Origin of the sequence: Vibrio wakamikoensis (assembly GCF_050337275.1) — a bacterium.
Classification (GTDB): domain Bacteria; phylum Pseudomonadota; class Gammaproteobacteria; order Enterobacterales; family Vibrionaceae; genus Vibrio; species Vibrio chaetopteri.
The window spans coordinates 46,314-65,941 of sequence record NZ_JAKJST010000028.1; the positions used below are offsets into that span (position 1 = coordinate 46,314).

Annotated in this window: 22 protein-coding genes and 1 tRNA gene; 8 read left to right on the forward strand and 15 right to left on the reverse strand. The window is 45.5% G+C overall.

The features are described from left to right. Positions 1-138 precede the first annotated feature (138 nt). Positions 139-975 carry a hypothetical protein gene (locus L4C42_RS16925; protein ID WP_418642032.1) on the forward strand — a complete coding sequence of 279 codons (837 nt, stop codon included), beginning with the start codon at positions 139-141 and terminating at the stop codon, positions 973-975. Positions 976-1,052: 77 nt separating this feature from the next. Here the strand turns inward: L4C42_RS16925 and L4C42_RS16930 are convergent, their stop codons facing one another. From L4C42_RS16930 to L4C42_RS16965, 8 genes are all read right to left on the reverse strand, one after another. Further along, positions 1,053-2,645, reverse strand: a complete 1,593-nt coding sequence (locus L4C42_RS16930; RefSeq protein ID WP_353496776.1) for a BCCT family transporter — start codon at positions 2,643-2,645, stop codon at positions 1,053-1,055. A 258-nt stretch (positions 2,646-2,903) separates the two neighbouring features. Further along, positions 2,904-3,272: a hypothetical protein gene (locus L4C42_RS16935; RefSeq protein WP_353496775.1), complete on the reverse strand. Its 369-nt coding sequence runs from the start codon at positions 3,270-3,272 to the stop codon at positions 2,904-2,906. A 170-nt stretch (positions 3,273-3,442) separates the two neighbouring features. Next, on the reverse strand, positions 3,443-3,760 hold the full coding sequence (locus L4C42_RS16940) for a hypothetical protein (protein ID WP_353496774.1): 318 nt from the start codon (positions 3,758-3,760) through the stop codon (positions 3,443-3,445). Continuing rightward, positions 3,757-4,245: a DUF4405 domain-containing protein gene (locus L4C42_RS16945; RefSeq protein ID WP_353496773.1), complete on the reverse strand. Its 489-nt coding sequence runs from the start codon at positions 4,243-4,245 to the stop codon at positions 3,757-3,759. Before L4C42_RS16945 ends, L4C42_RS16940 begins: the two co-directional genes overlap by 4 nt. A 91-nt stretch (positions 4,246-4,336) precedes the next feature. After that, positions 4,337-5,158 carry an LruC domain-containing protein gene (locus L4C42_RS16950; protein WP_353496772.1) on the reverse strand — a complete coding sequence of 274 codons (822 nt, stop codon included), beginning with the start codon at positions 5,156-5,158 and terminating at the stop codon, positions 4,337-4,339. Between the two features lie 16 nt (positions 5,159-5,174). Next, complete coding sequence (locus L4C42_RS16955; RefSeq protein ID WP_418642033.1) at positions 5,175-5,585, reverse strand: hypothetical protein; 411 nt, start codon at positions 5,583-5,585, stop codon at positions 5,175-5,177. Between the two features lie 227 nt (positions 5,586-5,812). Beyond that, entirely contained in the window at positions 5,813-6,817 is a 1,005-nt protein-coding gene (locus L4C42_RS16960) for a Gfo/Idh/MocA family protein (protein WP_353496770.1), read from the reverse strand. 102 nt (positions 6,818-6,919) lie between these two features. Beyond that, positions 6,920-8,116: an MFS transporter gene (locus L4C42_RS16965; RefSeq protein WP_429761348.1), complete on the reverse strand. Its 1,197-nt coding sequence runs from the start codon at positions 8,114-8,116 to the stop codon at positions 6,920-6,922. A gap of 221 nt (positions 8,117-8,337) precedes the next feature. Here L4C42_RS16965 and L4C42_RS16970 point away from each other — a divergent pair, with 221 nt between their 5' ends. Beyond that, on the forward strand, positions 8,338-9,297 hold the full coding sequence (locus L4C42_RS16970) for a transposase (RefSeq protein ID WP_429761350.1): 960 nt from the start codon (positions 8,338-8,340) through the stop codon (positions 9,295-9,297). 371 nt (positions 9,298-9,668) lie between these two features. Beyond that, positions 9,669-10,175 (forward strand): DUF3087 domain-containing protein, encoded by a 507-nt coding sequence (locus L4C42_RS16975; RefSeq protein ID WP_353496767.1) that lies wholly within the window; start codon positions 9,669-9,671, stop codon positions 10,173-10,175. 385 nt (positions 10,176-10,560) lie between these two features. On the opposite strand, the gene L4C42_RS16980 is transcribed toward L4C42_RS16975, so the two are convergent. The 3 genes from L4C42_RS16980 to L4C42_RS16990 all read right to left on the reverse strand — a co-directional run bounded on the left by L4C42_RS16980 (position 10,561) and on the right by L4C42_RS16990 (position 12,623). Further along, on the reverse strand, positions 10,561-10,938 hold the full coding sequence (locus tag L4C42_RS16980; protein WP_353496766.1) for a YgiW/YdeI family stress tolerance OB fold protein: 378 nt from the start codon (positions 10,936-10,938) through the stop codon (positions 10,561-10,563). A 418-nt stretch (positions 10,939-11,356) separates the two neighbouring features. Continuing rightward, a tRNA-Arg gene (locus L4C42_RS16985) sits at positions 11,357-11,433 on the reverse strand. A gap of 53 nt (positions 11,434-11,486) precedes the next feature. Beyond that, positions 11,487-12,623 (reverse strand): flagellar assembly protein FlgT, encoded by a 1,137-nt coding sequence (locus L4C42_RS16990; protein ID WP_429761353.1) that lies wholly within the window; start codon positions 12,621-12,623, stop codon positions 11,487-11,489. Positions 12,624-12,782: 159 nt separating this feature from the next. Here L4C42_RS16990 and L4C42_RS16995 point away from each other — a divergent pair, with 159 nt between their 5' ends. Together L4C42_RS16995 and L4C42_RS17000 are read left to right on the forward strand one after the other, a co-directional pair. Next, entirely contained in the window at positions 12,783-13,418 is a 636-nt protein-coding gene (locus tag L4C42_RS16995; protein WP_353496764.1) for a FlgO family outer membrane protein, read from the forward strand. A 9-nt stretch (positions 13,419-13,427) separates the two neighbouring features. Beyond that, a complete protein-coding gene (locus L4C42_RS17000; protein ID WP_338165006.1) occupies positions 13,428-13,856 on the forward strand; it encodes an LPP20 family lipoprotein in 429 nt (142 codons plus the stop codon). Between the two features lie 92 nt (positions 13,857-13,948). On the opposite strand, the gene L4C42_RS17005 is transcribed toward L4C42_RS17000, so the two are convergent. Next, a complete protein-coding gene (locus tag L4C42_RS17005; protein ID WP_429761356.1) occupies positions 13,949-14,308 on the reverse strand; it encodes a PilZ domain-containing protein in 360 nt (119 codons plus the stop codon). A gap of 350 nt (positions 14,309-14,658) precedes the next feature. On the opposite strand from L4C42_RS17005, the gene L4C42_RS17010 reads away from it, so the two are divergent. Next, a complete protein-coding gene (locus L4C42_RS17010; RefSeq protein WP_429761358.1) occupies positions 14,659-15,981 on the forward strand; it encodes a GGDEF domain-containing protein in 1,323 nt (440 codons plus the stop codon). Between the two features lie 45 nt (positions 15,982-16,026). Here L4C42_RS17010 and L4C42_RS17015 read toward each other — a convergent pair whose 3' ends face one another. From L4C42_RS17015 to flgA, 3 genes are all read right to left on the reverse strand, one after another. Next, a complete protein-coding gene (locus tag L4C42_RS17015) occupies positions 16,027-16,452 on the reverse strand; it encodes a flagella synthesis protein FlgN (protein WP_042496979.1) in 426 nt (141 codons plus the stop codon). A gap of 37 nt (positions 16,453-16,489) precedes the next feature. Next, a complete protein-coding gene (flgM, locus tag L4C42_RS17020; RefSeq protein WP_429761360.1) occupies positions 16,490-16,807 on the reverse strand; it encodes a flagellar biosynthesis anti-sigma factor FlgM in 318 nt (105 codons plus the stop codon). Positions 16,808-16,934: 127 nt separating this feature from the next. Beyond that, positions 16,935-17,681 (reverse strand): flagellar basal body P-ring formation chaperone FlgA, encoded by a 747-nt coding sequence (gene flgA, locus L4C42_RS17025; RefSeq protein ID WP_429761362.1) that lies wholly within the window; start codon positions 17,679-17,681, stop codon positions 16,935-16,937. Positions 17,682-17,757: 76 nt separating this feature from the next. On the opposite strand from flgA, the gene L4C42_RS17030 reads away from it, so the two are divergent. Together L4C42_RS17030 and L4C42_RS17035 are read left to right on the forward strand one after the other, a co-directional pair. After that, positions 17,758-18,693 carry a chemotaxis protein CheV gene (locus L4C42_RS17030; protein WP_429761364.1) on the forward strand — a complete coding sequence of 312 codons (936 nt, stop codon included), beginning with the start codon at positions 17,758-17,760 and terminating at the stop codon, positions 18,691-18,693. Between the two features lie 81 nt (positions 18,694-18,774). After that, a complete protein-coding gene (locus L4C42_RS17035; protein ID WP_429761366.1) occupies positions 18,775-19,605 on the forward strand; it encodes a CheR family methyltransferase in 831 nt (276 codons plus the stop codon). Positions 19,606-19,628 lie beyond the last annotated feature (23 nt).

A 19,628-nucleotide genomic window follows, 5' to 3' on the forward strand; every position in this document is an offset into this window, starting at 1 on the left:
GATAGCTCACTCGAAAACTTTCCAAACTATTGACAATCTTAGCTTTATTTAGCGATCTCGGCGCGGCGAATCCTCTTATTACTGTCGATAATTGTTGTGTAAAAACAACTGATTCCAGTAATTGAAGAGAGGAAGAGTATGAACAAAGCCCTATGTTTAGCCGCCGCGCTTTGTTTATTTTCAACCATGGTGCAATCAAACGATTTATGTATGACCGAGGAACAGCGTGTTGCTGGCTGTGAATTGAGAAACGGTAAATCGGTCAGCTTTTGCAAGGCCAGCAATGGCATTACAACCTATCGATACGGGCGCGAGAGTAAGCTTGAACTGGAAATCGCGGAGCCAAAATCAGGGACTATGCTTACATTGAGTCAAAGCTACTCCAAAGGCGCCGCGCAAGAGTATCAGGCACAAAATGGCAGCTACCAATACACGTTTCTCGACGCGCTATATGGCGATATGGAAGCGGTATATTTGCTATCAGAAATGGATCATCGCGGTTACGATGTTCCTTGGATCAGTGAGAGTACGTTAACCCATCATGCAGTCGATAAGCACCTTACGGTATCTCACAGCAGCAAATGTGATCTGGTTAGGCTTTATTGCCAAGATGATGACCATTTCTATGGGAAGCCACATAATCAAGCGCAGTATATTCATATCTTGCGTGATACGACGGACAAATACCGCACCACGATATCTGCAGAGATAGCAGAGTGTCAGTCTGATTCTAAACGTTGCTTTTCTATCTACGAAGACTATAAACAAGAGTTCGCTGTGCTCTATTTTCCGCCGATTGAGAATAGTGCGTACGTTAATAATAAAGCCTATTTGATAAAAATGAACAGTGGTGCGATGGTGAAGTTAGCGCTGGAAGTTGTTGATACTCAAAATCGAGCACCGCTGGACGGGAGTGGAACCATTCACCTTACACTCGACAATCAACAAACCGTGATTGGATTGGAAGTTAAATAGCCCATAGTAGTTTGAGTGGTTTTGGATTCAGCGTTAATGACAAAAAGTAAGCCGACCTTTTAGGTCGGCTTCGTGATTTATAAGCCTTGTTCCTTCGCCATGTTATTGGCAATTTTAGGCGCATACCAAAGACTTGGGGCGATAATGAATGACGCTGGTACCGCAGTAATCACAATGAAAGATTGCAATGCAGAAATACCGCCACTGCCCATTGAAATTAACACGATCGCCACTGCACCCATGATGACTCCCCAGAAAGCGCGAATCAGAGCATTGGGCTCCTTGTCGCCGGAGATCACCATAGTAATGGTGTAGGTCATTGAGTCGCCGGTGGTCACAATGAAGGTGGTGGTTAAAATTAAGAATAGGATTGAAATCAGCAACGGAAATGGCAGTTGCATAGTGATAGCCAGTAGCGCACCTGGCATATTGAACCCTTCAAAACCAGCTTTAATGATACCAGGTGTAGCCAGCTCAAAGGCCAGTCCAGAGCCACCTACGATGGTAAACCAAAAACACGTCACCAATGGAGCGGCAATGCTAATGGAGAGAATTAACTGTCGAATGGTGCGGCCGCGTGAAATACGCGCGATAAAAATGGCCATCATAGGTGCATAGCCAATAAACCAGCCCCAAAAGAATACGGTCCACCAACTCAGCCATTGAGTATCACCGCGGTACATTGCCATCGGTACAAATTGATCGATCATGGTACCGAGACCTTGAACGTAACTGTCGATGATAAAGCCGGTTGGTCCCGCGATTAAGATGAACAAGATAAGCGCCGCAGCAAGAATGACGTTGTAGCGGCTGACTAATTGAATGCCACGATTAACGCCGCTCAGTGCAGACAAGGTGTAAAAAAGCATCGCAATGACGACCACCGTCGCCTGAGTGGCAAAGGTGTCGGGAATAGAAAACAGCGCTTGCATCGCATAACTGATCTGAAGGCCAAGAAAACCAATCGGGCCAATAGTACCTGCGGCAACAGCGATGATACTTAAAGCATCAATAGTATTGCCAATCCAACCTTCAATGGCGCGCTGTCCGAGCAATGGGTAGAGTAGTGTACGGGGTTTAAGTGGCAGGCCTTTGTCGTAATGCAGATGCATTAGCACGATTGACGATAACCCCCCTAATACTGCCCATGCGAGAAAGCCCCAGTGTACAAAAGATTGTGACAGCGCGTTGATAGCGTTGTTTTCCGGGGACGAAGAGCCGAATAGTGGTGGTGGAGACAAGTAGTGGGCAATTGGTTCGGCCGCCGCCCAAAAGACGCCGCCGCCAGCAAGTAACGTACAGAGCACAATCGACATCCATTTGAAGCTCTCTACATCGGGACGCGCCATACCACCAAGTCTCACATCACCAGTTCGACCAAAACAAAGGGCCAAGCCAATGATGAAGTTAGCCATTAAGAGTAGCTGCCAAAAGGCACCAAAATAACGAGTAGCGAGATCAAAGCCGGAGTTCACAGCGCTTGAGAGGGCAATAGGGTGTGTCAATGCAAGGAGGACAAAGAGGGTTAGGAAAGAACCGCTGAGCCAGAATACAGGGTTGTTCATTTCTAGTTTTTCAGCAAGGCTCTTGATGCGTTCAGGTGGATGAATCGCATCATACGCTGATATCGATGCGGTTGAGCAAGCCTCAACCGTATTGGAATTTGACATTAAATTATCACTGTTCACGGAGCGCTGTTAATTTATCGCGCTGTGGATTTAAATGTGGCCATGTAGTTAAAAGTGTGACCCACATCATAAAATGGTCGAGCATCCTAACACAAAGCGCATTCAGGTTCAGAAGTTTTTTGAGAGTTCAAGCTGTTGCAATGTGTGTGCTGTGACATGATCGAGGGGGCTTCGGAAGCTTGGTATTGACAGGTTGAATGGTATTATTTATCAAGACCAGTAAGTTAGGTGTTAGCGACCTTAAGGTTTTAGCTGCTCAAGAAAGCCTTGATAGTCGACATAAGCTTTTCGCACTCTGTCTGGAATTGGTTTTTCATAGACACGGGCGTCATCAATTTTTGCCATCGACCAACCCTGAAATATCGGCTCTTCATAACACTTTACAGCACCTTGATGAGGGCTAGTTAGCAGGGCATGACGCAAGTTCTGCACATGATACCAAGGAGAGCTTTTACCTCTAAAATGGTTGAGGATTGGAAATTGGATCAAAAAGATTTCGCAGCATAATAGTTGTGCCATTAGGCAATCAACACTATCGCGCGCTTCTTCCGGATAATACTGGACAACTTTATTGAGTTCACGGTTGCATTCTTGGATAACGCTGGCCAAATTTCCCCCTACATGCTGTCCACTCGTGTTACTTCAGGAGTGATATCAAGTGTGCCTCTTATAAACAGTAAGCTAGGAGTTCGCTCCACGCCAGTTAAAATAAAGGATTAGCTTTAGCTGGCGCTTGAAGCGTGAGGTAGTTACCTCATTACCAGATTATTTGTGTGTCGCTAACGGTTGCGTTGAGTGTGCATCGTCTTCGCGGAACGTTTTTGGCTTTTACTCACTTTATTGACAAGCGCAACAAGGCCGTAAGTGACAGTAAAGGGAACTAACGTGAGTACGAGCAATTTCACGAAGGACATCACGAGCATGAATATAAATGGCGCGGATTTTTCATCGCTATGTGATTCAGTCATCATGGCAGAATTGTTAATAGACTCCGCCCATGAAGAAAACTCTATCGTCCACATCAATCCACTGAAAATCAATGAAATAAGAACAATAATGATCGTTCTTTGCTGCCAGTTTTTTGCCAGATATTTCATTGAGCACCTGCCTTTGTATCGCGTTTCTGAATCATTTTTTTGGTCATTGTTTTGATCCAAGTCCAATGCAGAGCAAGGTGTACACCAAGCATCGGCATAACCAGATTACCTAGGTCGTGGTGCAGCTTAGACCAAACAGGCAAGATATCGATAGGTAATCCTAATTGTGGAAGCAGTGCTTCTGAAACAAGGAAGCCACTCAATGTCGCCATCAGCATAACCAGATAGAAAAGGGCATCCCAAATAGCGTTAAATCGATCTTTATTGGATTGGCGATGAACAAAGTTCTTAGGCAAGGCCATCATCCAGTCCCAGTGCAGCAGTAAGTGGATAATAAGCGGGATAATGAACAGCAGGCTCAACCACTCGTGTGCCCACGTTCCGGTGACTTTGGGAATGCAGACCAAAATGAAGCCGATCAGCAATACGCTATCCATGACGTATTGTGTTTTGACTAAGCTGTCTTTCCAAGTTCTTGTTTGCATGATGAGGTGTCCGAATTAAACCGCGTGCGTTAAGAAGTCATGTCTATACGCTACCAATTTCAAGCCGTCATTCAATTTGTTTTACAGTGATTTACAAATTGAACCATGTAACCTCACCATTCGATGGAATTTGACAATTTCGTTTGCTGCGGAAGAAGCCGCAGCTTGTGTTCACGTCTTGGTGCAGATCTTCACTCAGTATAAACAGGGCGTCTTCGCCATCCATTTGAACAATGTTGTGTGACACAGGCGTGTTGTTGAGTGTAAGGGTGACCGTTTCAATATTGTCTGAGCCTAAGTTAGGAATTCGCCACGCAAGTGCATTGTGGTAATCCGCTCCTAAAGATTGAATCGTAGCATCCAGTTCTAAGGATTTAAGTTCGTTGGATGGCGTTTTTTGAAGCGTCATCTGGTAGCGGACGACGACATCGTTGTAATCAAAGTCACCGACGTAAGGCCAATGATCTTCAAAAGCGAGCGTCGCATAGGTGCTGGCGGTTGGATAATAAGTCGTTGTACTTTCACCCTGTTGTGAGTTTTCCGAAGCTGTCAAAGGAATGTATTGGCTGTCTGAAGCGTCATCAATTCCATCCAAAGCGGCAAACGGCGTCACGTTGACAGAGAATAATAAATCGTTGAAGTCCTTATCCCCACTGCTGTATAGAGTATCTTCAAAACCGATGACTAAGAATTCGTTTTCCTCATCGACAAAAACCACATTGTGATAGCGTTCTGCTTTACTTCTCTTAGGGTTGAGTGCCGACAAAGAGTAAAAAGGTTGTCGCCATAGTCCGTCATAAGGGACTTTGCCGTACTCACCTAGCCAACCCCAACCGTTAGGTACCACATAAAAACCTAGGCTCTGACCTGCTTGAAGGGGGATTTGGTAAGTGAGTTGATCACCTTGTAGCATTTCCCCTGCGGGCGGCTTAGAGGCATTGGGGAAAGACAACTTGGTGCTGTGCAACTTCGCTGCGTGTGGTGGGTGGTGTGTCCGTATCAAAAACAAAATAGCCAAACACATTGTTGAAGCTTGCCCCTTCATTGAGAAAGGTAAACGAAACACAAGCTGTGTCAGCAAATTCAGGATCAATCTCGATATTACTTTTTGCATCCGTTGCAATGTAACCCGGATTTACTTTCTGTCCCGGAGGTAACATGCTGTCTATCCGTTCTAATAAGTCGGTAGGTAAGGAATCTCCAACATTAACGGTTGCATCAGGTTTGCCTATTAAACTGTAACCAATTTCGGCACCGCCTGTTGGGTAATGATACTCAGTACTCCATGCCGCTGTAACCGCACAGCTTACAAGTCCTACTCCTAGTGCTAATCCTTTCATAAAATGTCTCCTTTCTACGCGATGAAGTTTATGCACGGAATGCGCCAATTTTTTGTTAATAAAAACAATTATTTAAACTTGTGTCAGAAAGGTTTTTTAATTTGAGTATTAAGCTGAGAATCAGCAAAGGAACATCTCAAGAATTGAGGCAGCCGGAGAGAATATGGAGCGAAGGCCGCCTTGTTAGGCGGTCTAAATAAGCAGATGAAAAGCCAAGTAATAACGTATTACTTCTCTGAGCTTTGAACTAAACTTGCATAACCGCCACGGTTCAAACAGGTCTCCATAACACGAACGACATTTCGACTCGTTTCATGGTTTAGGAGATCCGATTGATGGACATTGTTTTGCAACAATGATGAGAAGTGCTCGATTTCGTTAGCAAATCCGCCACCTTTGATTGGCATAGCGATTTGGGTCACTTCACCTTGGTAGGTAATGTCTATGGTCGAAGAACTCCACCATTTTTCGTGCATAACGATTTCTAGCTCTGGCCCTCGAATAATGGCATTTCGTGGCAGGTCGCGTGTAATTGAGGCGCAAATGCGGCCTTTCAATGGATCATCAAATGAAAAGGTAGCGTTCTCGTCGACTTTACTTTGTTCATTGTCTTGAACGTACTCGACAGTAGGAATGTTAATCGCACAACCTGCAAGTCGACATAGATCCGCGTATAGCCAAAGACCATAAACGCCGACATCTAACGTCGCGCCACCACAAAGCTTAGGGTTAAACAGATGCCAAGCACCGTCGTACTCGTGCCAGTTGCCAAACGATGCTTCAACTGAGGTAATTTCAACTTTATTGTCGAGGATAAACTGCTTCATTGCGCGATACGCCGGAAATGTAACGCTTTTCATCGCTTCAGCGAGAAGTAGACCATTGCTTTTCGCGAGCGCAGCCATCGCATCCCAGTCGGCCAAATTAGTGAGAGCGGGCTTTTCAACCAGTACATGTTTTCCATTTTTAAGAAAAAGCTTTATCAGCTCTTTGTGAAACGGATGGATAGTCGCCACGTAGATAGCGTCAATATTGCTATCGTTAGCCAACTCAACGTAAGAGCCATAGCTTGTTTCGCAGCCATATTGCTTAGAAAACTCTTCGGCGCGGCCGAGATCTCTTGCCGCAACGGCAAAGAGCTCTCCGTTTTCAACGTGAGCGATGAGATCTTTTGTAAATCGATGGGCAATGTTGCCTAGGCCTGCGATGCCCCAGCGTATTTTTTGGGTCAAGTGATTCTCCTATGCGCCTGCTCTGCAGGAATAAATGCTTTTTACGGTCTAATTCTATTTAAAATAATGACTTAATTAGGTGATGTGAATCTGACTAAATAATTAGATGCTCGTCTCCTCAAACGATTGCCGTTTCTTGATTACTACGTTGAGCAACAGCAACAAACTTACTGGGAATAGCGAGGCAAGCAGCATCCATGTCCAGCCTTGAGTAAAGAGCACGATCCCAGCGCCGAGCGAACCAGAAGCTTGAAAGGCCGTGATTGAAAAATCGTTCACCGCTTGCACTTTAAAGCGCTCACTCGGTTTATAGGTTTGCGGCAATAGTGAGGTGCCACCAATAAACAGAAAGTTCCAGCCGACTCCTAGCGCAACCAATGCCCACCAATAATGATGAACAGAGTGACCCAATAGCGCAACCGCGATACAAGCGAGGAAGACCACACAGCCGAGAGTAATGAGCTTATAGACACCAATACGTTTAATGATAAGTGGGGTGACGAGTGAGGGAAGGTACATCGCCATAACATGACTTTGGATAACCCACTTAGCACTTTGAATATCGTGCCCGTGTCCTGACATGGCGAGTGGGGTTGCTGTCATAAGAAAAGCCATTACTGCGTATGCCGTGAGACCAGAGCCTATCGCTAGCCACAGCACGGGCTGCTGAAATAGCGCCGACAAGGTTCTACTGTCACCCGCTTCAGTGATGTTCTCTTGGATATTCAGTGGCTTCATCGCAACAGCAAGTATAGCTGCGCCAATCAGCTCTAGAATACCGAGCGCAGCATACGCGCGCGCATATTCAGCATCGAATAGGGTGATTGCCTGTCCTAAGTTGAGTAACTCGGGTCCAACCCACGCCGCAGCGATACCACCGACTAAAACTAAGCTAATAACACTTGGGTGCTGAGCAGGACTTTCACAGCTTTCAATCGCGGCAAAACGATACTGACCCACATACGCCAACTGAGTACCAAGTAAGAATGCACTCGCGCAGAACCCCCAAAAGCTGCCAACCTCGATACTCCAAGCGGCACCCAAAGCACTGGCACTACTTACGATAGCGGCTAAAACAAAGGCTCGCTTTCTGCCAAGCTTTTTTTGGATTCGAGCTGCGGGAAAAACATTCAGCGATACGCCGACAATCAACGCAGTGACTGGCAAGGTCGCGAACGTAGGATCAGAATGAAGCTGCGCGCCGACAATCCCGCCTAAAAACACATTCAATGCGCCAACAGACAGGACAAAAGGCTGCACTAGCGCAAGCAACCAGGCGTTCCATGGTAATGATTTCATTGTTTTTCTTATGTGGTACTTTGATGGTGTCCATGGTGACGGAATTTGACAGAAAAGCAATCTCACACTCTTTTGGAGAGAGTTTGCTAGCAAGAGAGTTTGCTAGGACACATACCAAAAAGTATGAAAATAGTATGATTTTGCCTAATTTGGCGGCCTGTCAACGGTGTTTCTAGTGATTGACTGCTAGAGTTCCTTCAGACTAAACGGAGGATAAAACGTTGACAACGGCTCGAAAAAAACTTGTTTCTATAGATGCAACTTCCTATTACCACTGCGTTTCTCGCTGTGTTCGCCGTAGTTTCCTATGTGGTGAGGATGCCTCAACCAACACGAGTTATGAACACCGACGTAAATGGATTGAACAAAAGATTTATGCGCTTGCTCAAGTCTACTGCATTGACATTTGTGCTTATGCCATCATGAGTAATCATTATCACTTGGTTCTAAATCTCAACAGGGAATCCGCCCAAACACTTACTCTTGATGATGTAGTGGAGCGTTGGGGCAGTGAGCATAAACTGCCTAGTCTAATTCAACGTTGGCAGACTCAGCAGCTCTCGTCTCACGCTGAGGAAGAAAAGTGTCTAGAGATAATAGAAACGTGGAGAGAAAGACTGTGGAGCCTCAGTTGGTTCATGAAAGAGCTCAACTTTGACATCGCCTGTAGAGCAAACCGAGAGGATAATTGTACTGGTCACTTTTGGGAAAGCCGATTCAAAAGCCAGGCATTGCTTGACGAAAAAGCATTGGCCGCCGCAATGGCTTACGTCGATCTAAATCCAGTGCGGGCTGGAATAGCCAAAACGCCAGAAGATTCGGAATATACATCCATAAAGCTCAGAATTGACACACTTAATCGTAATCAAGCAACAGCGCCTTGTCTTCATCCTTTTGTGGGCAACCCCGGCAATCGTATGTTGGATGGTATTCCGTTTCGATTAGTCGATTACATCGAGTTAGTGGATTGGACCGCTCGTCAACTTCGGGATGGGAAAGCTTCCATGAGAGACAAGATTCCACCAGTATTGGAGCGTCTAAACATCAATCAATTAAATTGGCTAAAAGTATGTACGCAGATRGAGAAATCTCGGGCAACCGCACTCGGGGCGCCCATGTTGGCTGAACAGACGAAAACAGTGCTAAACAAGCAGAAGCTTTACATGTATCGTTTAGAGTAAGCTTAAAGTTTCGAATCAATTTATAAGTCAATTCAAAGTACCACTAAGTGCTTRCTTTATGAGTGCCTGATAGCGTCTTTACTTTCATCAAACTACTTCCTATACGTATTGACGTACTCAAATCTTCCATGTTTTGTCTGAACGAGAGGGCTGTCTGCTAATGCTTCAATTTTGATTGCGTTTGGTTTTTAAGGTGTGTGTCCCTTTAATGCTGTCCCTTTAATGCTGCTTTAATGCTTTACTTTTACAGTGGATATATTGCCAGTTGCTTGATAATGTTTGCCCTAGCTACTGGTTTTCTAGCCTTTGATAAGAGCAGTTCTTCTAAAGGTTAGAAAAGCGTAATCACCTTATTCGCCATTGGATTCAAAATGCAATTACAATCTATCGACAAGCAGTTATATCGCTCACGTCTAAACATCGTCATCGTTGCATGTATTGTGAGCTTAAGTGTCTCCAGCTTAGCGATATCTCAAAGCTTGATATTCTTTTTACCATCAGACACGGGCTCGCATTTTCATTGGAATCTTCTTGGCGTAGTGGTGAGTGCATTGGGTCTAGGTTTTACCCTGTTAAAACTTAAACAACACCCAAAAATGAAAGAAGTCGTGTATGTGTGGCAGTTAAAGAAAGAGCTTAACCTTATTTACCGGAAAAACAGAAAGTTGTTGGCTGCGGCAGAACAAGGCAATGCTGATGCCATGTTAGCGCTTCAGTTTAGTTACGAAGGATCACGCCAGTTGTGGCAACTTGATGATAATACGATTGTAATGACGAGCCTAGATGCAGCGCAGTCAAAACTGGATGGATTGACTGAAGCGTACAATTTGCAGCTTGATATATCGAGCTATCAGTCGGGGCTACTTCGTCAGTTTTGACAGAGACAGCCCAACATAGAAAGGGATACGTACCAAACGCCTCATGGGGTAGCATGTCCCTTTGCTCCTCACCACTATTTCTTCACTACCTAATGGAGTATAAGTAATAGTCCTTTTTATGCTGAAGTGTGCGCTCCTTCAATGTCCTAGCATTTGATGAACTACTTACTCACCTTGATCATGTGTACATTGAAGCGGGTGTTCATGAAACCTCACTGAAACTTGAAAAGGCAGCATTTCAGGAACTGATAGCGGATAGGCGATGTTTCAGGTTCTGTAGTCAGGTATTTCATTAATGATAAGCGACCTATTTAGGTCGCTTTGTTTGTAATGGTGAGGTGTGTCTTTTCAACGTCTCTTGGTCATTCATTGCGACAAAAGCTATCTATTGGACTATCTCAATCGATTCCACATCAACCGCACTATCACTGTCGTTTTTATCAATTTCACCTTTGATCTTTATTGTATGGTCGGGGGTTACCGTTTGCCCACGCCATTCGTCATCATCAATTTCGATTGTCATCGAGCCTGTGCTGTCTGTAAATGTATAGAGTTCATTACCAAGCGACATCGTGATTTTTCCGACAACCGTCACGTATGTGCCATCAGATAGCCATGTCGCATCCAAAATATCTTGCACCGTGTTTAAATTGTCTTCGGCGCTTGGTCCTTTGAAGCCACCGCCCGCGGTATTCTGCTGGGCGAATACATTTGTAACAAACAATAATGACATGGCCAATGCGGCAACAGCGCACTTTTTCATACGACCTCCTAAGTAAGGTGTGGTTGATTTATCGAAGACAAACAATCCTCAACAATACTCGGAGAAGTCTAGGTCATAAACAGCGGTTTCTCTAGAAAACTAAAAGTTGTGGCGTTCATAAAAGTGCCAAATGGCTATAGGAAAACCACTTTCACCCACAGAGGATTTGTTGCCTGATTGAGCTTAGGAGTGAACCTTTGTTGATCAAAGCGTTATTGTACTTGTGCCAGTAAGTTGTTTTTTAGCGGGACTTAAGCATGAAATCATAGTCTGTGAATTAATCTCCCTCATCTTAATATTCAGTGTATTAGATTTGTGCAACAAAGCCGCTTTTTGTTTTTGGTGTATAGCCGTGTACGTTTGGTGGACACAAACAAAAAGGACTTAGCTGAAGCAATAGCTAAGTCCTTGTTTTACATGGCGCTCCCGACAGGATTCGAACCTGTGACCTGCCCCTTAGGAGGGGGCCGCGCTATCCAGCTGTGCCACGGGAGCTTAGGGCTTATATTACTCAATTATATGAATAAGTTAAGCCCGTATTCATACTATTAGTTTTGTTTGTGCATTACATCGCCAATCTGAATACTGTTGGCCAACGTTGGCTGATCAACCGTCGCTTCAGCATCACCCTCATAAACGCGTGAGACGGTTAATGTAATGTCGCTGCGGCTGACCTTATTGCGTGGTAAGCCGTTTTGGTCAATGAAGGAACCAGTGTGCCATAGGCGCAGTTGGTCGCCAGCTTGTACGCCATGTACACGGCCAAGATCGATAGTCACTTTGTTGCCGTATGTGGCAACCACTTCAGGTAGCGTCATCTTGCAGGAAATCTCTGCTTCCAAGTCGAGCATGATATTGCGACTGACTCGTTGCATCATCTCCCCATAGGCGGATGTCCAGAAGCGAGCGCTCTTGGTATCAACTTTACTGGTTTTTGCAAATGGCCATTGGGCAATTTCGCGATAGGTGTGCTGGAAGATCTCGTGGCCAGTTTTGCCATCAAAGATGGCCATGTCCATGGCGAACTGGCGGTTGATGCGATCATCTCTCAATAGGCCACCTGCATCGATTGTCGCAGTGAGATCTTTAATCGCGCCAGTGACAATGTACTGCGCACCAAGATCATCAGCGATCATCTTGATTCGTTCAGGCTGGCGCTTGTTGATTTCGTAACGGGTAGTGCCCACAGAAACAAAGCTGTAAGAGCGCGCGGCAAGCTGCTTATCGATGACGGCGCTGTAATCTTCACCCAGCTTATAGATCTGACCCATGACCGCTTGCTGCGGATCAACAATGTCGAACATGGCAACGCCAATGGTCTTCTTATATTGCTCTTTATGGCAAGCCTTTGCCGTTGGGTAGATGTCGATGCGTGCTTTTACCACCATCTGGTTGCCGCTTACAAACTTGTCATCAATGACGATATGGCGAACCTCGGAGTCGATAAACTGGTACTGTTCCTTATCGTCTTCTAGCATTGGTGCCAGTGTCGATAGGCTGCCGATGTCGGCGCCAGAGAAGTCGACCGCCTTATATACGGCATCTTCAAGCGCGTAGATCCTTGCCGCCTTTTCAGAGGAGACAATGGTCGACGTGCCCGTGACTTCATACCACTCGGCATAGGCATTACTGGCACTTAATGTCAGCAATGCTGTTGAAATTAAAGAAGAAACGATTTTTTTCATACAACTTTTCCAAATGCGGAACAATATTTGCTTACTATTTTCTAGCGAATATTGGAGCGGGCTTTCTTATTTAGGACAGAATAACAAAAGCAAAGATTGTTCCAACCTGAATCAAGGTTGCCACAATTGACCCAATTAATAACATTTGGAGAGTGTGTAATGAAAAAGTGGCTACTGATGGCGTCAGTGTTAACGCTGACCGCTTGTGCCTACTCACCAATCTATAACGGTAAAGAGTCGTACTCGGGCAGCAAGTTTATGCTGATGGAGAGTCCTCGTCATACCATGGATTACTTTGTAGAGAGCTTAACGGAAGAGTTGGTGAATTCGAACACCAGTGTGTCATCACGCACGCCGGTTGCCGTGGCTTCTTTTGTCGACTTACAGAATATGGATGCGACTAACTGGCTGGGTAACTCTGTGTCAGAAGGGTTTATTCATCAGTTGCAGCGTCGCGGTTTTAAGGTGGTGGATTTTAAAACCACTGGCTCTATTCAGGTGACAAGTCAGGGTGACTTTGCGCTAAGTCGTGACTGGAAAGATCTTGCCCAAGAACAGCAAATTCAATTTGTCCTAACTGGCACTATGCTGCGTCAAGAGGGCGGTGTATTGGTCAACGCTCGTGTGATTGGTATGCAATCGAGAATTGTCGTTGCGTCAGCGCAAGGCTTTTTGCCAGCAGATCGAATTGGTCGTGACTTAGATACGCTTAATCAAATGCGTACTGAAGATGGTGTGTTGATTCGTTCAGATCCAACCATGACAACGCCAACCACAGTGATTTTACGCCCATAGGACATGAAGATGAGAGTAATTTTTGCCGCCTTAATCGCGATGGTCATGATTGGTTGTACTCCAATTGGCGCGATGGATCAGAATACGTTGACCGCGGTGGGCTATGCCAGCATCAGTGAGCAGACTGGTCGTAATGATGAAGAGAAGCAAGTTCGCGCAATGCGCGCTTCAAAGATTGATGCGTATCGTGAACTGGCGGAGCAAGTCTACGGCCTTCGGGTGTCGGCGAGAGCAGATCTTCAAGATCAGCGCCTCGGTGTTGAATCGACGACGGGTGCCGTGGATGGCGTGATCCGCGGGGCAGAGGTGGTACGCAGCTACAAAGTCGGCGATAGCTACGTTACTGAGTTAATACTGGATATTGAAAAAATGGACAGACTGCGTGATTACGGTGAAATCCGCCGAGTTCCAGAAAAGAAACGTCAAACCTTGTTCTAATACATAGGTTGTGTCTCAAGCGATAACAATCTGACGGGGCGGCAATGCAAATCATTGCCGCCCTTTTTCTTTTTCTTGTCTTTGTTTTAAGACTAAGCGATCGCAATCTCCATCGGTGCGCCAAAAAACAGCATGTCTGAGATACCTAGCTTATCGGTAAACTGAATGCCAATCCGAAGCTGACGGCTACCTAGGATCTGACTACCAAACACCACTTGGCCAGAATACTTCTTGTTCCCCACCCTTACCTCAACACGCTCGCCCACCATCAGCATTTTTCGACACTCTACACCTATGCCGCCTTTGGATATATCGACAATATTCATAGTGGTATAGCTTGAAAATAGACCCGCTTTCCTGATCGAGCCTTTAACGTAACGCATAGCAAAGCGAGGATGTTCCCTAAGCTCGCTTGAGGTAATGGCTTCTCGATTTTTTGTAAGCGCTTTCATAGTGTAGTTCCACATCCATGTGTTGTAACAAACGATAGTTTTATTAGTTAATGATAGCCTCTCTACATTAGCAATGGGTTTTGTCAGCTGGCTAGTGTTGCGATTAGATTTTGTGAACTCATGGAAAAAATCTCATAAGTTTTTAATTAAATTGCATTATATGGGATTGTGTAAGGTATCAATAAGGCAGTTATGGGAGATGAAAGAGGGAATGCTTCTGCCTAATTTAGTGAGGATAGGTGTGATTGAAAACACGATTTGGCAATCCGTTTTTGTTGATTTCGGGTAATTTATAATCAGCTAAGATACCCTAACATTAGTAAGCGCTTTCTTTCAAGGAGGGAAGTCTAGTGCATTGGTTGCGTATAATTAGAAGAGAAAATGGCTATGCAGTGTTGGCCGTACTAAGTTTGAGCTTTCTGGCATGGTATCACTGGGGAATGAACATCACTCGGCATATTGAACTTGATGTTCCTAGGGTTAGGATGATGAATGATGATATTAACGGTGGTCAATCTCTCGGACATTTTGTCCAGCGCGATCGCGCTCTGAGTTTTTCATGCCAGACTCGCCGCTCTAATACGTTTCCTTTTTGTAGTGTGGTGATCCCAACGTCGCCACGAGCATTGCAAGGGTTGGATTTGCAGCGCTTTCACTCAGTGCAAATTAAACTGTCATACTCAGAGGCGTCCGATCTCCAAGATTCGGTATTGGTTTATTTACTTAATGCTGAGCATGATGCGAGTTCATCCTCGATCATTTCCAGAGCCAACCTACAAACCATCATTCCTGTGAATCAGCCCACTTACTCTTACATACTGCCTATTGCCAATTTCTACGTACCTTCATGGTGGTCATTTTTGCACGCTAAAACCTCTGACCATTCTGCTCGCTTGGATAACGTCACGGACATCCAAATTGCCACTGGTGATAGCCATACCAGAAAAAACACTACGATAACGGTGCGCTCTGTAGAATTTGTCGGCAAATGGCTGACGCTATTTGAAGTTCAGTTTTTGCTGGTGGCCGCATGGGTGTTAGCTGTTACTGCCGATGTTTTAGCACGTCTTATCGCGCTAAAACATTCGCTTAAGGTAAATCAAAGCAGGGCGTCATTGCTCGATATGAGCTTAACTCATGCTAATAGAGAGCGGGACAAATACAGAAAACTGGCCTCGTTAGATAAACTCACAGGCCTTTACAACCGGCAAGGGATCCAAGAGCGTTATTTACAGCGCTTAGAAAAAAAAGAAACGCTATTTTTGATTATGTTGGATATCGATAATTTCAAACGCATCAATGATACCTACGGACACAATGAAGGGGATACGATACTGGTGAATCTTGCGACCACATTGACAGCGTATTTGCGGGAAGATGCGGTTGTTGGCCGTTGGGGAGGGGAAGAGTTTGTTGTGATCTTCAGTGCCAAAAACCATAACGTTGCGACTAGTATTGCTGAGCGTATTCGAAAATCGATTGCTGATAGCCCGTTAAGCCTCTATTTGCGCGTGACGTGTTCGGTAGGGGTAACGAATGTCGATAGAAGAGCCACATTACAAGGCAATCTTGAGCGAGCTGATAAGGCATTATATCAGTCCAAACAAGAGGGGAAAAACCGAGTCTCGACGGGATTTTGTCAAGCCGTAGAGCCACTATATCAAGCAGAGTAACTGTCCTAGTAAGAGAAACTCTTAAGTTTTAAGGCTTCACTGTGACTAGGCTTTAAGGTTGGTACCGAGCGTCGATAAGGTGTGCGTTTGCCCGCCCGCATTATAAGTCATGCCTATTTTGCCGTGGCTTTGCTGCATTAGGTTGTTGAGTTTATTAAAACTTAACTGAGCGCGCTGCAAGCTTTGCCCATTGATGTCGTTAAGCTGTTGGCAGTCGAGAACGATCGACTTAATGTCCGCCACTTTTTGTGCTAGCGGCGCTTCATCGGTGAGGCGGTGAACGTCTTGGTGTTCACTTAAACGTTTATCGGTCTGTTGTAATTGGCCGACTAGCGTCATCTTTTCTTTTGCAATGCGTTCGATCTCGCTGGATTCGCGCGCCGCGATGGCTTTGGTCTCTTCCGCAAGAAGAAGAGACAGGGCTTTTGCGTTTTTGAGTTGGTAGTCAATCAAATCAACAAGTGCTGCCATTACCTGTACCTAAAATTTAGTGAGTCTGCGGACGCGATTATCGTAATCCGCCAAGTTCGTCTTCAAACTTGATCATGTTATCAGCCAGCTTTTCTGCATCAACGGTGTAAGAACCGTTTGCGATCGCGTCTTTGATTGCTGCGACTTTTGCCGAGTCAAAGCTAGGTTGGCTAGCCATTTGCTGATGCATTTGACCAATGGCTTTACCGCCTTGGCTCAATGTGACAGCGTCTTGCTTTGCTGAAGGTTGACCAACTTGAGTTGACGCGCTTTCTTTGCTGGCGTCCGAACGAGCAGGTGCGCGACTTGTCGTCGTTAGCGTCTGTCCAGATCGAATGTTATCAATGCCTGCCATAGTTTCGCCTTATAAAATTGCTCAATATTGCGTTGGTTGTGGCCACGTATTGTAGCCCTGAATGTCACACAATGTATTTGTGTATACCGTCCATATCGACGTGCAAATCAAAATCTTTAGAAAAAAATCAAAAATTAACGGTAATTTCTGCAACACCGGTGACAATTCCCTCAATTATACGCTGAGACTTGTCATTTTTCACTCTTACTTGATCGCCATGTGAACCATCCGATAGTGCCGTGCCCCTAGTGGAGATGGTCATCTCGCCTTTTACCGCTCGAATCACTACTTTTTCGTTGCGACAAACTACGCAGACATCGTTGCGCTCGATAACATCACCCAGTTTTACGTTGCGCTTCAGTTTAGCACCAACGACACTGTTCATGTCGCTAAAACCGCCACGTCGTGCACGGTTCTTATCCACCATGGTCATGGTGACATCGTGCGCTTCCACCAAACTACCGCGAGAGAGTGGTCGTATCGCCGTCACTAGAGGCATCGAAATGGACATTCTAACGGGCACGTAGATGCGCCAGTTATCCTCCAGGCATTCAACTAAAACGGTCACGTTACTGCTGGTATTTCTCGTTGTCGACGACGAGGTTTCGAGTGGTGAAGGGCAATCAGTTGCATGGATGCGACTGTCTATCCGGCCAGGGGTTGCCACGATTTCACCGCCAAGGGGCTGCTCAATGGTCTCTAAAACATGAGCTTGGGCAGCCTTTTGAATGTTTTCTATTTGCTCAGGCGTTGCTGCGTGCGTTAATACGCTAAAGAATATCGTGTGCCAGACGATAAAGAGGCAAAGCCAGTGACACTTTTGCCTAAAAGTACGGCTGGTAGTATGCAAAAAAGATGTCTTATAATACAGCATTCTGTTTCTCGGGTTCTCTGAGGCCGAGATAGACTATCACTTTTTTAGCTTAAAAGTTTGAGATGGAGATGAACTTATGACCGGTATCTTGGATTCGGTGAATCAACGAACGCAGCTAGTAGGTCAAAACCGACTAGAGTTGTTGACCTTTCGTTTGATGGGCCGCCAGCGTTACGGTATTAACGTGTTCAAAGTTAAAGAAGTGCTGCAGTGTCCAAAGCTCACCCGTATGCCTAACCTAAATCCGTTAGTGAAAGGGGTGGCGCACATCCGTGGTCAGACTATTTCAGTGATTGATTTGAGCTTAGCAGTAGGTGGTCGACCAACCACCGATATTGAGAATTGCTTTGTTGTCATTTCCGAGTTTAACCGCAGTGTACAAGGTTTTTTAGTCAGCTCTGTTGAACGCATTATCAACATGCACTGGGAGTCGATTTTGCCGCCACCAGAAGGTGCAGGTAAAGAAAACTACCTGACTGCCGTCACCAATATTGATAATGAACTGGTTGAAATTCTTGATGTAGAAAAGATCCTTGCGGAGATTTCACCAGTGCGTGAGGAAATGGATCATCGCATTGTCGAAGAAATTGCCGTGGCAGAGCAGAAAAAGCAGAAGCCAATGGTAAAACGCATTATGATTGCTGATGACTCGGCTGTTGCGAGAAAACAGGTACAACGAGCGATTGAGTCTATTGGCTTTGAAGCCATTTTGGTTAAAGATGGCAAAGAAGCGTACAACAAGCTGGTAGAAATGGCCGATGAAGGTAACATTCACGACCAAATTTCGCTGCTTATCTCTGATATTGAGATGCCAGAGATGGACGGCTACACGTTAACGGCAGAGGTTCGCCGTCACGCCGAGCTGAAAGATTTGCACATTATCCTTCACACCTCGTTAAGTGGTGTATTTAACCAAGCGATGGTTGAGCGAGTAGGCGCCAATGAGTTTATCGCCAAGTTCAACCCAGAAGAGCTTGGAGGCGCTGTAAAAGCCGCAGTCATCGCTGACTAAAAGTAAAAAATGAGAGCTTGTCGGCTGTGTAAAGTGCAGCCTTAAAAAGCAAGCCTTTAGTAAAGTAGTATAGAGAATTGAATGACAGCGATAACCATTAGCGATCAAGAGTATCGTGAATTTAGCCGCTTTTTGGAATCCCAATGCGGCATTGTGCTTGGTGATAGCAAGCAATATTTAGTGCGCAGCCGTTTGAGCCCATTGGTATCAAAGTTTGGTTTAGGCACTTTGTCACAGCTGTTAAAAGAGGTTGTCATTGGACGTAACCGCGAGTTACGCATTGCCGCAGTAGATGCCATGACCACCAACGAGACTTTATGGTTTCGCGATGGTTATCCGTTTACGGTGCTTGCCGATAAGCTCCTACCTGAAGCGGCGGCAAACAAAAGACCAATAAAAATTTGGTCAGCGGCAAGCTCATCAGGCCAAGAGCCGTATTCGATGGCCATGACCATTTTAGAGACGCAAACCAAGAAGCCTGGTTTACTTCCAAATGTGTCGATCACTGCCACGGATATTTCCAACACCATGCTCGACATGTGCCGAGTCGGTGAATATGACAATCTAGCGCTAGGACGCGGATTGTCGCCTGAGCGTCGCCGCGTGTTTTTTGAAGATGCCGGCAACGGTAAGATGAAAGTCAAAGACAACGTCAAGCGCTTGGTTAACTTTAGGCCACAGAACCTAATGGACTCTTACGCCTTGCTGGGCAAGTTTGACATTATTTTCTGCCGCAACGTGTTGATTTACTTCTCGCCGGATATGAAGGCCAAAGTACTCAACCAAATGGCACGCAGCCTAAACCCTGGCGGTTATCTGCTGCTAGGCGCGTCAGAGTCGTTGACGGGTTTGACTGACCAATTTGAAATGGTGCGTTGTAACCCGGGCATCATTTATAAGCTTAAACCCTAACAATTTCCGTTGATGGTTATCCC

Bases quoted from the DNA above. Each gene is read 5' to 3' on its own strand.
- L4C42_RS16925 (WP_418642032.1), top strand. From the start codon at position 139: ATGAACAAAGCCCTATGTTTAGCCGCCGCGCTTTGTTTATTTTCAACC.
- L4C42_RS16930 (WP_353496776.1), bottom strand. From the start codon at position 2,645: ATGTCAAATTCCAATACGGTTGAGGCTTGCTCAACCGCATCGATATCA.
- L4C42_RS16940 (WP_353496774.1), bottom strand. From the start codon at position 3,760: ATGAAATATCTGGCAAAAAACTGGCAGCAAAGAACGATCATTATTGTT.
- L4C42_RS16945 (WP_353496773.1), bottom strand. From the start codon at position 4,245: ATGCAAACAAGAACTTGGAAAGACAGCTTAGTCAAAACACAATACGTC.
- L4C42_RS16950 (WP_353496772.1), bottom strand. From the start codon at position 5,158: ATGCTACAAGGTGATCAACTCACTTACCAAATCCCCCTTCAAGCAGGT.
- L4C42_RS16955 (WP_418642033.1), bottom strand. From the start codon at position 5,585: ATGAAAGGATTAGCACTAGGAGTAGGACTTGTAAGCTGTGCGGTTACA.
- L4C42_RS16965 (WP_429761348.1), bottom strand. From the start codon at position 8,116: ATGAAATCATTACCATGGAACGCCTGGTTGCTTGCGCTAGTGCAGCCT.
- L4C42_RS16975 (WP_353496767.1), top strand. From the start codon at position 9,669: ATGCAATTACAATCTATCGACAAGCAGTTATATCGCTCACGTCTAAAC.
- L4C42_RS16980 (WP_353496766.1), bottom strand. From the start codon at position 10,938: ATGAAAAAGTGCGCTGTTGCCGCATTGGCCATGTCATTATTGTTTGTT.
- L4C42_RS16990 (WP_429761353.1), bottom strand. From the start codon at position 12,623: ATGAAAAAAATCGTTTCTTCTTTAATTTCAACAGCATTGCTGACATTA.
- L4C42_RS16995 (WP_353496764.1), top strand. From the start codon at position 12,783: ATGAAAAAGTGGCTACTGATGGCGTCAGTGTTAACGCTGACCGCTTGT.
- L4C42_RS17000 (WP_338165006.1), top strand. From the start codon at position 13,428: ATGAGAGTAATTTTTGCCGCCTTAATCGCGATGGTCATGATTGGTTGT.
- L4C42_RS17005 (WP_429761356.1), bottom strand. From the start codon at position 14,308: ATGAAAGCGCTTACAAAAAATCGAGAAGCCATTACCTCAAGCGAGCTT.
- L4C42_RS17015 (WP_042496979.1), bottom strand. From the start codon at position 16,452: ATGGCAGCACTTGTTGATTTGATTGACTACCAACTCAAAAACGCAAAA.
- flgM (WP_429761360.1), bottom strand. From the start codon at position 16,807: ATGGCAGGCATTGATAACATTCGATCTGGACAGACGCTAACGACGACA.
- flgA (WP_429761362.1), bottom strand. From the start codon at position 17,681: ATGCTGTATTATAAGACATCTTTTTTGCATACTACCAGCCGTACTTTT.
- L4C42_RS17030 (WP_429761364.1), top strand. From the start codon at position 17,758: ATGACCGGTATCTTGGATTCGGTGAATCAACGAACGCAGCTAGTAGGT.
- L4C42_RS17035 (WP_429761366.1), top strand. From the start codon at position 18,775: ATGACAGCGATAACCATTAGCGATCAAGAGTATCGTGAATTTAGCCGC.